This is a genomic window from Azoarcus indigens (assembly GCF_004361735.1).
GTDB classification, from domain to species: Bacteria; Pseudomonadota; Gammaproteobacteria; order Burkholderiales; family Rhodocyclaceae; genus Azoarcus; species Azoarcus indigens.
Window position 1 is genome coordinate 42150 of sequence record NZ_SNVV01000002.1, and the last position, 13410, is coordinate 55559.

Here is a 13410-nt window from a genome sequence, read left to right on the forward strand (position 1 = left end):
AAATGACTGAAGCCCTGCTGGTATCCAACATCGTCTCGTGGGTCGTCATCCTGGCCCTGGTCCTGGCCGTGCTGGCGCTCGCCCGCCAGGTCGGCATCCTGTTCGAACGCGTCGCCCCCATGGGCGCGCTGATGATGGACACCGGCCCCAAGACCGGCGACGTCGCCCCCATCTTCTCCCTGCCCACCCTCACCGGCGGCCAGGTGGAGATCGGCGGCGCCGCGCCGCGCAGCACCCTGCTGTTCTTCCTCTCGCCCACCTGCCCGGTGTGCAAGAAGCTGCTGCCCATCATCAAGCGTGCGCGCAAGGCCGAAGGCGACTGGCTGCGTGTCGTGCTGGCCTCCGACGGCGAAGAGCCGGAACACCGCGCCTTCATCCAGCGCGCCGGCCTGGGCGATTTCCCCTACCTGCTGTCGCAGGAGCTGGGCATGACTTACCACATCGCCAAGCTGCCCTACGCGGTGCTGATCGACGAACAGGGCCGCATCGGCGCCAAGGGCCTGATCAACTCCCGTGAACAGCTGGAGAGCCTGTTCACCGCCAAGGAACTGGCGGTGGGCTCGGTGCAGCAGTTCATCGAGCAGAAGGCCTGAGCGCCCGCCGCCTCAACAAGGATTAGCTGGAGAAAAACCGTGTTCACACTCTTCATCAAACTGCTGGACCGCCTGTTCGAGCGCGGCACCCGCCAGGTCGCCCAGCGCAGTTCCCGCCGCGGCGCGCTGGTGCGCATCGGCAAGCTCTTCGTCGCCAGCGCCTTCGTGCTGCCGGTGCTGCCCTTCGACCGCACCGGCCAGGCCTTCGCCGCGCAGGACGCCAAACGCAAGCAGACCAAGGACGACACCCGCTGCGACTACTGGCGCTACTGCGCGCAGGACGGCTACCTGTGCGCCTGCTGCGGCGGCTCCGCCACCACCTGCCCGCCGGGCACCGAAGCCTCCAAGGTCTCCTGGGTGGGCACCTGCCGCAACCCGGACGACGGCAAGGACTACCTCATCAGTTACAACGACTGCTGCGGCAAGACCAGCTGCGGCCGCTGCATGTGCGCCACCAGCGAGCGCGAGCGCCCGGGCTACCGTCTCGGCCTGCACAACGACATCAACTGGTGCATGGCCAATGACACCTCGGTGTTCCACTGCACTACCGCGCTGGTGGTCGGCCTGGCGGAGGGCGAAGCGTGAGGAAGCGCGGCAGCAAGCGTTGCGGTATTGCTGCCGCGCTGTCGCTGTCGGCCCTGCTGGTGGCAGGCGCCGGCGGCGCGCAGGCGGCGGAGGAGGGCGAGGCGCTCTTCAATCAGCACTGTGCGGTCTGTCACCAGCCGGGCGGCGTCGGCGCTCCCGGCCTGGCGCCGGCCCTGGCCTCGCTGCTGGGCAAGCGGGTGAGCGCGCCCGGCGGGCGGGAGTACCTGCCGCGGGTGCTGCTCGGCGGCCTGTCCGGCGCCATCGTCGCCGGCGGCGAGAAGTTCAACGGCATGATGCTGCCCTTCCCGCAACTGCACGATGAGCAACTGGCGGCGCTCAGCCACTACCTGCTGGGCACCCTGAACAAGGACACGCTGGCGGCCGACTTCGCGCCACTCACCGCCGCCGACTTCGCTGCCTGGCGCGGCAAGCCGGCGAGCAGCGCGGAAAACCGCAAGCTGCGCACGCAGCTGGATGCGGCAGGGCAGTGACCATGCGCCGCGCCCACCTCATAGCGCTCCCCGCGCTGCTCGCCCTGCTGGGCATGGCCCAGCCGGCCCAGGCTGATCCGCGCATGGACTACATGCTGCATTGCTCCGGCTGCCACCGCCCCGACGGCAGCGGCGCCCCGCACGCCGGCGTGCCCTCGCTGGTCGGCCGCATGGGCTACTTCGCCCGCAGCGCCGAGGGCCGCGACTACCTCATCCGCGTGCCCGGCACCGCCAATTCGCCGCTGGACCATGCCGCCACCGCCAGGGTGCTGAACTGGATGATGGACAACTTCAGTCCCGCCGAACGCCCGGCTGGCTACCAGCCCTACACCGAAGCCGAAGTCGCCGAGGTGCGCGCCAACTGGCTGTCCAACGCGGCCGACGTGCGGATGAAGCTGGTGGCGGAGATGAAGCAGCACGGTTATCCGGTGGATTGAAGCCGGGCAGGGCGCAGGCGCGGTTCGACCTCTCGGGTGTCGGCCGCGCCTGTTGCCGTTTACGGCGGCCGCGCTGCGGGTCCAGGGGCATATAGCGGCGGGCTGTGTGGGCAAGCGGGCGCACGGACCTGTGTGAAAGACCTGAGGAGCAGGAGCCGCAGCGCAGGATCAGTGGCGCAAGGTCAGTGGCGGAGGCTGAACGGCACAGGATCGGCAGGGCAAGATCAACGACGCGCGGGAGTTCCGGCGGCCAAGCCGCCCCGCAGGTTCTCCCCCTCCCCCTGGCGGGGGAGGGGGAGAGGGGGGGGCGCGTCAGGGTGCCCGTGTTGAACCCAGGCGCAGCCGCCTATCGCTGCGAGGACATAAGGCAGACAAGCCCCCCATCCATCCCCCGCGCCCGGCGCTGCCCGCGCGCCGCACCGCGACCATGCACGCCACCCCGCGCTCCCGCCTTGGCGCACCGCCGTGGGGCATGTGCTTGCGCAACACGCTTGATGCGGCGCGATGGCAGCCCCTTCCACCCTCTCCCGATACCGGCTTCGCCTCCCGTGCCAATGGTATTTCTCCGACCGCAGGCAGCAGGGAACTGCTTCCCGTCGCGGGCACCAGGCTCCGCCGCAAATGTATTGCGCTGGCTGGAAAGTGGCCAATTCGAATTGCTGAATGAATCAATTCGAGAAGGCAATTAAGACGAATTGTACAAATCTCCATTCCAATTCCAGCTGCCCGCTTTGCGCCGCAACAGCGCCCCGCCGCCGGACCGGCAGGAATCTTGCAATGCAGCATCGGCAATAGCGCGGCATGACCCTGCGCAATTCCGGTGCGTAATGCACCTAGAGCGTGAAAATGCTTTAGTTTCAGAGTGATGTGCGCACGAATTTGGGGATTGACGCCCCATCTTCGTGCGATTGAACAGACGTTTATCCACTTCTTGCAATTCCGCCATTTGATCGACTTGGGCTCCGTTGACATACATGCATGTGCATGCATTAATGAAAAACAGAGCGCGGTGCTTCATCTCGAAATCGCTGATGCCGCCTCGGATCATTTCCATCGACACGCTTTATTTGCGTGCGCAAATGCGTGCTCATACATTTAATTGAACGGGAGGCAAACCATGCGGATTGCAGTGCTGGGTGGGGGTAACGGGTGCTATGCGTCGGCGGTCGATCTTTCGGAGGCCGGACACGAGGTGCGCTTCTGGCGGCGGGATGCCCAAGGTCTGGCGCCGGTGCTGAAGAGCGGCAAGATCACGGTGAAGGACATCGACGGCAAGCGCGAGGTGACCATCGCCAAGCCGACCACCGACATCGGTGAAGCGGTGCGCGGCGCCGAGCTGATCGTGATCCCGACGCCGGCTTTCGCGCAGGAGGACATCGCCCGCGCCATGGCGCCCCATATGGAAGACGGCCAGGTCATCTTCCTGCCGCCGGGCACCTTCGGCAGCTTCGCCATGATGAAGGCCTTCCGTGCCGCCGGCTGCAAGGCCGACATCACCATCGGCGAGACCGGCACGCTGCCGCACCTTACCCGCAAGCACGGTCCGGCCGAGGTGGCGATCACCATACGCGCCACCCGCCTGCCCACTGGCGTGTTCCCGGCCAAGAACGGCGAGCATGCCTTCCGCGTGCTGCGCGCCGCCTACCCGTCGGTGGAGCCGATCGAGGATGCGCTGTCCGGCGCGCTGATGAACGCTGGCCCGGTGATCCACCCGCCGCTGATCATGATGAACGCCGGCCCGCTGGAGCACTTCGAGGCCTGGGACATCCACAACGAAGGCACCCAGCCCTCCATCCGCCGCGTCACCACCGCGCTGGACCACGAGCGGATCGCGGTGCGCGAGGCACTGGGCTACAAGCCCTCCCACTTCCCGCTCAGCGACCACTACGAGAACGACCAGTGGATGTATGGCGATGCCCACAAGCGCCTGGTGGACAGCGGCGACTGGCGCGAGCGCATCGACCTCACCGCCCACCGTTACATGACCGAGGACATCCACTACGGCCTCGCCCTGCTGGTGTCGGTGGCGGACTGGGCCGGCGTGAAGGTGCTGACCGCGAGCGGCCTGCTGGCGATCGCCTCCGGCGTCTGCGGCAAGGATCTGCGCAAGGGCCCGCGCACGCTGGAAGCCTTGGGCCTGGCCGGCCTCAGCCGCGAAGAGATGGCCAAGCTGCTGAATGACGGATTGCCCGCATGAGCGGGGCGCCGCAGGAAGCCCTGGTCGGCGCGCTGGGCGCCGGCCGCATGGGGCGCGGCATCGTTCTCGCCTTCGCCCTGGCCGGGCGCGAGGCGGTGCTGCTGGACATCAAGCCGCGCGAACGCGAGGCGCTGGCGAAGCTGAAGGCGGAAGCCGAGGCGGAACTGCGCGCCAGCCTGGCCACGCTGGTGGAACTGGGCGTGGTGAAGGCGGAGGTGGTGGAAGCGGTGGTGAGCCGGGTGCGCATCGTCGGCCGCGACGAAGCGCCGGCCTGGCTGGGCCGCCTCGGCCTGGTGTTCGAAGGCGTGCCGGAAACGGTGGACGCCAAGCGCGAGGCCTTCGACTACGCCTGCCGCTTCCTGCCGGAAGACGCGCTGCTGGCCTCCACCTCGTCCACCATCCTCTCCACCGAGCTGGCGGCGCTGGTGACGCGGCCGGAGCGTTTCCTCAACGCCCACTGGCTGAACCCGGCCTACCTGATTCCGCTGGTTGAACTGTCGCCGCACCCCGGCACCGCGCCGGATGCGACCCGCCGCATGACGGAGATGCTGGAAGCGGTGGGCAAGGTGCCGGTGGTGTGCGCTGCCCAGCCCGGCTACATCGTGCCGCGCCTGCAATCGTTGGTCATGAACGAGGCCGCCCGCATGATCGAGCAGGGCGTGGCCACCGCCGAGGACATCGACAAGGCCACCCGCTACGGCTTCGGCATCCGCTACGCCGCCATGGGCGTGGTCGAGTTCATCGACTTCGGCGGCGCCGACATCCTCTATTACGCCAGCGGCTACCTGGCCAAGGCGCTGGACGACAGCCGCTACGCCTGCCCGCCCATCGTCGAACGCAAGATGGCCGAGGGCAACATCGGCCTCAAGACCGGCGAGGGCTTCTATGACTGGCGCAAGGTGGACCAGCCCGCCTACCGCCGCCAGGCGCTGGCGCGGCTCACCGAGCTGCTGCGCATGAACGAGCTGCTGCCGCCCGATGGCGAAAGGCGGGGCTGAACGCGCATTTCCCTTCGCAACGCCGCAGTACAGAACAGAAACGAAACGTGTAGTCCCCGCAGTTCCCCTCAACGATGGAGATGACGAACATGATGACGTTTTCCGGGTCCTTCAAGCGCCTGCTGTGTGCCGGCCTGCTGGCGGCCTCGCTGCCTGCCACGGCGGACGTGCCGACCATCCGGGTGGGTTGGACGATTCCTGCCGAGGAAGCCAAGTACTGGATGATGCGCCGGCCGGATGCTTTCCCGGACCTGGGCAAGAAGTACAAGATCGAGTGGGTGCAGTTCCAGGGCACCGCGCCCATGGTGCAGGCCATGCTCTCCGGCGCGCTGGACTGCTCCTCGCAGGCGCCGCTGTCGCTGGGGCAGGGCGCCGCGGCCAGCGATCTCAAGGCCTACATCCTCGCCCAGCACGTGGGCGAGAAGCCGGGCTCCTTCTCGGTGTACTGGGCGGTGCCGGAAGATTCCCCGATCAAGTCCATCGCCGACCTCAAGGGCAAGACGGTGGGGGTGAACGTCTACGGCTCCGGCGTGCATGGCGGCATGGCCATGCTGCTGAAGAAGAACGGCATCGACCCGGAGAAGGACATCAAGCTGGTCGAAACCGGCTTCCCCGGCTCGGAAGCGGCGCTGCGCGGCGGCCGGGTGGACGTCGGCGTGTTCGTCCAGCCCTTCGCCTCCCGCGCCGAAGCCAAGGGCGGCGTGCGCAAGCTCTTTGCGCTGTCCGATCTCATGCCCAACACGGTGCACGTGATGGAGGTGTGCAAGAAGGATTGGGTGGATGCCAACGTCGAGACCGCCAAGCTCTACACCCGCGACATGACGGCGGCGATGAAGATGGCGCTGGACAACCGCGATGAAACCATCAAGGTCGTCTCCGAGGTGACCCGTGCGCCGGCCGCCGCGCTGGAGCCCTACCTGCTGAAGGCCAACGATTTCGCCCACGATCCGACGATGAAGCCGGACTTCGCCGCGGTGCAGACCATGTTCGACATGTACACCGAGCTGGGCATGATCAAGAAGCCGCTGAAGGTGGACCAGTTCCGTCGTGACGACGTCGTCGCGCCGGTGAAGTAAGACAGCAGACAGGCAGGAGAGCGGCACCATGTCAGAACCGATGATTGCCATCCAGGGCCTCACCAAGCGTTTCTCCACCGCCGACGGCCGCAGGCACCTGGCCATAGACGATGTGAACGTGGAAGTGGCCGAGGGTGAGTTCGTCTCCATCCTCGGCCCGTCCGGCTGCGGCAAGTCCACCCTGCTGTACATGGTGGGCGGCTTCGTGGCGCCGTCCTCCGGCGCCATCACCGTGCAGGGCCGGCCGGTGACCGGCCCCGGCCCGGACCGCGGCCCGGTGTTCCAGGAGTTCGCGCTTTTCCCCTGGAAAACGGTGCTGGAGAACGTGATGTACGGCCTGCGCCAGCAGGGCGTCTCCAAGGCGGAAGCGGAGGCGCGCGCCCGCGCGCTGCTGGACATGGTGCACCTCAAGGACTTCGCCGACTTCTATCCCAAGGAACTCTCCGGCGGCATGCGCCAGCGGGTGGCCATCGCCCGCACGCTGGCCTATCAGCCGCAGATCCTGCTGATGGACGAGCCCTTTGGCGCGCTGGACGCCCATACCCGCACCGTGCTGCAGAACGAGCTGCTCGGCATCTGGGAGCGCGACCGCAAGACGGTGCTGTTCGTCACCCACGGGGTGGACGAGGCGGTGTTCCTGTCCGACCGGGTGGTGGTGATGACGCGGGCGCCGGGCCGCATCAAGAAGGTGGTGGAGATAGACCTGCCGCGTCCGCGGGTGCGCGCCGAGCTGCTGGTGAACCGGCGCTACCAGGAGTACATCGTCGAGCTGGAGCAGCTCATCGAGGACGTACACCTGGAGGCCGCCGGCGCATGAAGTCCGCTCTACGCAAGCTCGGCCCGGCCGCCAGCACGGTGCTGTCGCTGGGCGCGCTGCTGGTGCTGTGGGAGATCCTCGCCCGGCTGGCGCAGATCGACGGTTTTCCGCCGGCCACCGAGGCACTGGTGCAGGTGCCGCTGATTCTCGGCGAGCGCGAATCCCTGGCCAGCATAGGTGCCTCGCTGTGGCGCATGTTCCTCGGCGGCGCGCTGGCGCTGTGCTTCGCCGTGCCGGTGGGGCTGGCGATGGGCCGCAACAAGCGCATCGCCCAGGCCCTCAACCCGGTGCTCACCGCCGCCTACCCGATCCCGAAGGCGGCGCTGATGCCCATCATCATGCTGTGGTTCGGCGTCGGCGACCTGTCCAAGGTGCTGGTGATCTTCCTCGGCGTCAGCCTGCCGCTGATCTATCACAGCTTCCACGGCGCCCACGCGGTGGACGAGAAGCTGCTGTGGTCCGCCATGGCCATGGGCATGAAACCGGTGGCGCGGCTGTTCAAGGTGGTGCTGCCCTCGGCGCTGCCGGACGTGCTGCTGGGCTGCCGCGTCGGCCTGGCGATGGCGCTGATCGTGATGATCAGCTCGGAGATGATCGCCCGCCAGTCCGGCGCCGGCGACCTCCTGTTCAACGCGCTGGACATGGCTTTGTACGGCGACGTCTATGCAATGATCGTGATCCTCGCCGCCATCGGCTTCGTGCTCGACTGGGTGTTCGAGCGGGTGCGCCGCCGCCTGGTGCACTGGGCGGAATCCCGCCAGGACGCGATGGTTCCGGGAGGTGGAGTATGAGTGCTTCTGCACGTACCTCCGCGGGCGGCGCTCTCCCGCCCGCGGGAGGCGGATCGCGCAGTGAAGGGGGAGTCATGAGCGCAAGCAACATCTTCGCGGGCGAGCGGCTGCGCGGCACCGCCGCCTCCGTCCTGCCATTGGCCGTGATCCTGCTGGCCTGGGAAGCGGTGTGCCGCGCCGGCCTGGTGGCGCCCACGCTGCTGCCGGCGCCTTCGGTGGTGCTGCTGCGCTGGATAGCGCTGCTGCCCGATCCGGATTTCCTGCACCACGTTGCCCAGACCATGATCCGGCTGCTGTCCGGCTTTGCCATCGCGCTGGCGGCCGGCGTTTCCATCGGCCTGCTCGCCAGCCGTGGCGGCGGCGGGCTGCTGGAGCCGGTGATACGGGTGCTGGCGCCGATTCCCAAGATCGCGCTGTATCCCGCCTTCGTGCTCATCTTCGGTTTCGACCATGCGTCCAAGATCGCCCTGGTGGTGGCGGACGCGGTGTTCCCCATCCTGCTCGCCACCTTCCACGGTGCGCGGTCGGTGGAGCCCAAGCTGCTGTGGTCGGCCTGGGCGGCAGGGGCGAGCCGGCGGGCGACCATCTTCACCGTGGTGCTGCCCTCGGCGCTGCCCTCCATCCTCACCGGCTGCAAGATCGCGCTGCTGATCTCCTGCGTCACCGTCTTCCTGGCGGAGATGATCTCCTCCACCGACGGCCTGGGGCATTTGCTGATCCGCTCCGCGCGTTCTTTCCGTATCGTGGACATGTTCGTGCCGCTGGTGACCATCTCCACCATCGGCCTGCTCCTCAACGCCGCCCTGGTGGCGGTGCGCAACCGCCTGCTGGTCGGCCATGGTAACCATCGATGAACCGCGCCCCGAACCCGGCCTATCCCGGCCATCACCACTTCCTGCCCTATCTCATCAACCGCGTCACCAGCTTCCTCAACGTCGAGTTCCAGAAGGTGCTGGACGGCTACGGCCTGACGCTGACCCACTGGCGGGTGCTGGCCTTCCTCGCCGAGCAGGACGGGCTCAGCGTCAGTGCCCTGGCGGATGCGACGGTGACCGAGCAGTCCACCTTGTCGCGCGCGCTGATGAACCTGGAGAACCGCGGCTACATCAGGCGCGAACCCAGCCCGGAGGACAACCGCTCGGTGAACATCTTCCTGGTGCCTGAGGGCAGGGCGGTGTTCGACCTGGTGCTGATGCGGGCGCTGACGATAGAGGCGGCGGCGCTGGAGGGCATTCCGGCCGCCGAGCTGGAGACACTGCGCGACGTGCTGCTGCGCATCGCCAGCAACCTGCGGCCCTAGCGCAGCCAGCCGCACACGATGAAGCCGCCGGTACTCGAGGAGTCCGGCGGCTTCCTCATTTCCGGCCCGCGGGTGGCCGGAGGGTGGCCTCAGGGGGGGGCCGCGGGGTCAGCCCCGGTGCGCGGCGGCGATCAGTTCCAGCAGCCGGCGGCCGTGGGCCGGTATGGCGGCGTCCCGGGTCATCTGGAAGCGCACGATCATGCCTTCCACCACCAGCATCGCCTCGTCGGCCGCTTGGTGAGGTTCCCGCAGATCGCAGCGGCCGGCATAGGCGGCGATCCAGTCGCGCAATTCCGCCTTGTGGCCGGCGGCGATGGCACCGACTTCCGGTGTCGCCGGCACGCCGCTCTCGGCAACCGCGTTGATGAAGGCGCAGCCGCGGTAGTCGGCGTCCGAGAACCAGTTTCCCAGCGCGTCCGCCAGCGCCGCCAGGCCAGGGCGCGTCGCGGAAGCCGTCTCCACCGCGGCGGTGAAGCGCGCCATCCAGGCCTCGTGGCGGAGCTGCAGGAAAGCGAGGATGAGGTCGTTCTTGGACGGGAAGTGGCGGTAGAAGGACATCTTGGCCACGCCCGACTCGGCGATGATGCGGTCTATGCCGGTCGCCCGCAGGCCCTCGCCATAGAAGAGGCGGCAGGCGGTATCCAGGATGCGCTGGCGGGCGGGCAGGGCAGGGGTGGCGGCGGTCATCGGGCAGGCTTGAACATTGAAGGCGTTGACAGACAGACCTGTCTACATAAGAGTGTAGACAGGTCTGTATCGTACCTCGGCCCGGCCAGCCTGTACCACTTCCGCTTCACTTCCATGTTCCCCGCCGCAGACCCGCCCGCGGGTCTCACCACGACCAGGAGTCTCCCAAATGAGCGCCAACGAACAAAGCCGCCCGCCCCTGCCGCCCTTCACCCACGACAGTGCCATCGTGAAGGTCCGCCTCGCCGAAGACGCCTGGAATTCCCGCGATCCCGAGCGGGTGGCGCTGGCCTACACCGAGGACAGCCGCTGGCGCAATCGCGCGGAATTCGTCACCGGTCGGGCGCAGATCGTCGAACTCCTGCGCCGCAAGTGGGCCCGCGAACTGGATTACCGCCTGATCAAGGAACTGTGGGCGACGGAGGGCGAGCGCATCGCGGTGCGCTTCGCCTACGAGTGGCGGGATGACGCTGGCAACTGGTTCCGCGCCTATGGCAACGAAAACTGGGAGTTCGATGCCGCCGGCCTGATGCGCCGCCGCCACGCCTCCATCAACGACCTGCCGATCAAGGAGAGCGAACGCAAGTTCCACTGGCCCCAGGGCCGCCGGCCGGACGACCACCCGGGGTTGAGCGAACTGGGCCTGTAAACAGGGGCCCGGGGCGAGGGCGGCGGCACCACGGCGGCAGTGGTCCGCCGCCCCGCATCCGGCCTTGCACCCGCTCCGCCACTGGTGATAGAGCGGGCGCCGCCGCCCGGCGTTTCCGCCCGGCGCATCTGCTGCGGCGCGACAACCTCTTGCCGTTGTCCTGTGCAAGAATGGCCGCAATGACGGTCACTTCGCGGGGCATCATGACGGGTGTGTTCTTTCGTTTTTTTCCGCGCCTCGCCGGCCGCCTCGCAATATTCTGGCTGCTGCTGGCCCTGCCGCTGGCGGTGCCGGCGGCACGCGTGGAAGGAACGGCGCCACGCGCCCATGTGCTGGTGCTCATGTCGTACCACCACGGCCACAGCTGGGAGGACACTATCCTGAAAGGGATAGATGAGTGGCATGGCGTGGGCAATGCCCAGCGGCCAGTGTTCCATGTGGAATGGATGGACTCCCGGCGTTATCCCGACGCCGCCCAGCGCGAACGCTTCGCCGGCTATCTGCGCGAGAAGTACCGCGGCCAGCCCTTCGATCTCGTCATCACGGTAGACAACAACGCCCTGGAGTTCGCCCTGCACGACAGCGAACTCCTCGCCGGCACGCCCATCGTGTTCTGCGGCGTCAATGGCGATCCCGTGCCCATCGTCGGTGGCCGGGCCGGTGTCACCGGCGTGGCGGAGCACTTCGACCTGGAACGCACCCTGAGGCTGGCGCGCGCGCTGCACGAGGACGCCGGCATGCTGCTTTTCCTCACCGCGGCGGACGAAACCGGCGCCGGCATCCGGGAGACGCTGCGCCGGGCGCTGGATGCGATGCAGGTGGAGCTGCCGGTGGACCACTGGGTGGTGGACAACCTGGCGCAGATCGCGCCCCGCCTGAAGGCCTTGCCGGAGAAGACGCTGATCTTCGCCTTCGGCTCCATGCCGGAGACCGCCGGCGGTCGCACGCTGGGGCCGGAGGAGGTGGTGGCCTACCTGCGGGCGCGCACCGCGCTGCCGCTGTATTCCGACCTCGACCGCACGGTTGGCTTCGGCGCCGTCGGCGGCTATATGAACAGCGGGCTGGAAACCGGCCGCGTCACCGCCGGCCTTGCCATCCGGGTGCTGGAGGGGGAAGACCCGGCGGCCATCCCCTACGTCTATGACGCGCCGCTGGCGCTGGTCTTCGACTACAAGGAGCTGCGCCGGCTGGGCATTCCCACCCGCAAGCTGCCCGAAGGCCGCGTGCTGCTCAATGCGCCGCCCTCGCTCTTCGACCCGGAATACCGCGGCCAGCTCATCGCCTTCTCCACCGTGGTCGCGCTGCTGCTGCTGGCCTTGATCGCCCTGCTGTTCCGCAGCCGCATGCAGGCGGAACGCCAGGCCGCCTTGCGCTACCAGGCCACCCATGACGAACTCACCGGCCTGCCCAACCGGCGCTGGTTGATGGAACACCTGGCGGCGCGCGCGCCGGAGGGCGGGAGCCTGGCGCTGGTGATGCTGGATCTCAACCGCTTCAAGCTGGTGAACGATACCTACGGCCACTCCTTCGGCGATGAACTGGTGGCGGCGGTGGCGCTGAGGCTGAAGCAGTGGCTGATTAATGATGAGCTGCTGGTGCGCTTCAGCGGCGACGCCTTCGTCATCGTCACCCGCTGCGACAGCGACGGCGCGCTGGAGGGCGTGCGCGAGCGCTGCAGCAGGATGCTGGTGGAGCCCTTCATGATCAAGGGCCGGCGCATCCCGGTTTCTGCTGCCTTCGGCATGAGCATCGCCCCGGGCGGCAGCGACGAGCATGAGCGCCTGCTGCGCGAGGCGGATACCGCCATGTACGAGGCCAAGCGCTCCGGCCGCGCCCAGGTGGTGTTGTTCGACAACGGCATCCATGAACGCGCGGTGCGCCAGTTCCAGATCGAGGCTGCCTTGCAACTGGCGCTGGAGCGCGGCGAGATCGGGGTGCATTTTCAGCCCATCGTCGATAGCGACAGCGGCCGCACCGCCGGCTTCGAGGCGCTGGCGCGGTGGACCCATGCCGACCTCGGCCCCATTCCGCCGGTGGAGTTCATTCGCGCCGCCACCGAATCCGGCCGCATCGGCCAGCTCACCCAACTGGTGCTGCGCGCCGCCTGCCGCGCCTTCGTGCCGCACCTGTGCGCCCACGGCCAGCCCTACCTGGCGGTGAACGTGTCGGTGAGCGACATCTATGCGGACGAGTTCTCCACCCGCCTGGTCGAGATCCTCGCTGCCGAAGGCGTGCCGCCGGACCGGCTGGTGCTGGAGGTGACCGAGGACATGCTGCTGGGCGACGTGCATGCGGTCACTCAGGCGCTGGCGCGGCTGCGCGATCAGGGCGTGCGCATCGCCATCGACGACTTCGGCACCGGCTACGCCTCCATGGGCTACCTGTCGAACTACATGGTGAACATCATCAAGATCGACCGCTCCTTCGTGCGCAACATCCTCACCAACGGCTCGGACCAGAAGATCGTGCGCGCAGTGGTGTCCATGGCCGCCGACCTGGAGCTGGCGGTGGTCACCGAGGGCGTGGAGACGGCCGAGCAGGCGGCGCTGCTGCGTCAGCTGGGCTGCGTGCTGCTGCAGGGCTACGCCTATGGCCGGCCGCGGCCGCCGGAGGAGTGGGCGGTGGACGGCAGGCTGGAGGCGCTCAGCGCCTGAGGGCTGCCCCCCTGTGGCAGCGGCCACGGCCAGCCCGGCCGGCGCGGGCTCTCCGTGCTCCCAGTTCGACCGCAAGAAGCGGGTTTCCCCCGTCCTTCCCCAGCATCGAAACTGCTTTCTCCCCGAATTCGAAGG

At 68.0% G+C, this 13410-nt stretch carries 14 protein-coding genes; 13 read left to right on the top strand and 1 reads right to left on the bottom strand.

From position 1 onward, the window contains the following. The first annotated feature begins 2 nt into the window (after positions 1–2). From mauD to C7389_RS03100, 11 genes are all read left to right on the top strand, one after another. A complete protein-coding gene (gene mauD, locus C7389_RS03050) occupies positions 3–593 on the top strand; it encodes a methylamine dehydrogenase accessory protein MauD (RefSeq protein WP_133588266.1) in 591 nt (196 codons plus the stop codon). A gap of 39 nt (positions 594–632) precedes the next feature. Beyond that, the gene (locus C7389_RS03055) at positions 633–1178 is read left to right on the top strand and encodes a methylamine dehydrogenase light chain (protein WP_246034604.1); all 546 of its coding nucleotides are present in this window, start codon (positions 633–635) and stop codon (positions 1176–1178) included. Then, a complete protein-coding gene (locus C7389_RS03060) occupies positions 1175–1669 on the top strand; it encodes a c-type cytochrome (protein ID WP_162851646.1) in 495 nt (164 codons plus the stop codon). Before C7389_RS03055 ends, C7389_RS03060 begins: the two co-directional genes overlap by 4 nt. 2 nt (positions 1670–1671) lie before the next feature. Continuing rightward, the gene (locus C7389_RS03065) at positions 1672–2106 is read left to right on the top strand and encodes a cytochrome c family protein (RefSeq protein ID WP_133588270.1); all 435 of its coding nucleotides are present in this window, start codon (positions 1672–1674) and stop codon (positions 2104–2106) included. A 1117-nt stretch (positions 2107–3223) separates the two neighbouring features. Next, positions 3224–4303, top strand: a complete 1080-nt coding sequence (locus tag C7389_RS03070) for an NAD/NADP-dependent octopine/nopaline dehydrogenase family protein (protein ID WP_133588272.1) — start codon at positions 3224–3226, stop codon at positions 4301–4303. Next, the gene (locus tag C7389_RS03075; RefSeq protein ID WP_133588274.1) at positions 4300–5301 is read left to right on the top strand and encodes a 3-hydroxybutyryl-CoA dehydrogenase; all 1002 of its coding nucleotides are present in this window, start codon (positions 4300–4302) and stop codon (positions 5299–5301) included. Before C7389_RS03070 ends, C7389_RS03075 begins: the two co-directional genes overlap by 4 nt. Positions 5302–5390: 89 nt before the next feature. After that, positions 5391–6377: an ABC transporter substrate-binding protein gene (locus C7389_RS03080; protein WP_133588276.1), complete on the top strand. Its 987-nt coding sequence runs from the start codon at positions 5391–5393 to the stop codon at positions 6375–6377. Between the two features lie 28 nt (positions 6378–6405). Next, a complete protein-coding gene (locus tag C7389_RS03085) occupies positions 6406–7194 on the top strand; it encodes an ABC transporter ATP-binding protein (RefSeq protein WP_133588278.1) in 789 nt (262 codons plus the stop codon). Then, positions 7191–7985, top strand: a complete 795-nt coding sequence (locus C7389_RS03090; protein WP_133588280.1) for an ABC transporter permease — start codon at positions 7191–7193, stop codon at positions 7983–7985. The genes C7389_RS03085 and C7389_RS03090 overlap by 4 nt, the downstream gene beginning before the upstream one ends. A 74-nt stretch (positions 7986–8059) precedes the next feature. Next, positions 8060–8839 (top strand): ABC transporter permease, encoded by a 780-nt coding sequence (locus C7389_RS03095; RefSeq protein WP_133588282.1) that lies wholly within the window; start codon positions 8060–8062, stop codon positions 8837–8839. Beyond that, positions 8836–9285, top strand: a complete 450-nt coding sequence (locus C7389_RS03100; RefSeq protein WP_133588284.1) for a MarR family winged helix-turn-helix transcriptional regulator — start codon at positions 8836–8838, stop codon at positions 9283–9285. Before C7389_RS03095 ends, C7389_RS03100 begins: the two co-directional genes overlap by 4 nt. 108 nt (positions 9286–9393) lie before the next feature. Here C7389_RS03100 and C7389_RS03105 read toward each other — a convergent pair whose 3' ends face one another. Continuing rightward, entirely contained in the window at positions 9394–9972 is a 579-nt protein-coding gene (locus tag C7389_RS03105) for a TetR/AcrR family transcriptional regulator (RefSeq protein ID WP_133588286.1), read from the bottom strand. A 169-nt stretch (positions 9973–10141) separates the two neighbouring features. On the opposite strand from C7389_RS03105, the gene C7389_RS03110 reads away from it, so the two are divergent. Next, positions 10142–10621 carry a nuclear transport factor 2 family protein gene (locus C7389_RS03110; RefSeq protein ID WP_133588288.1) on the top strand — a complete coding sequence of 160 codons (480 nt, stop codon included), beginning with the start codon at positions 10142–10144 and terminating at the stop codon, positions 10619–10621. A 179-nt stretch (positions 10622–10800) separates the two neighbouring features. Continuing rightward, positions 10801–13275, top strand: a complete 2475-nt coding sequence (locus C7389_RS03115; protein WP_162851647.1) for a putative bifunctional diguanylate cyclase/phosphodiesterase — start codon at positions 10801–10803, stop codon at positions 13273–13275. The last annotated feature ends 135 nt before the right edge of the window (positions 13276–13410 follow it).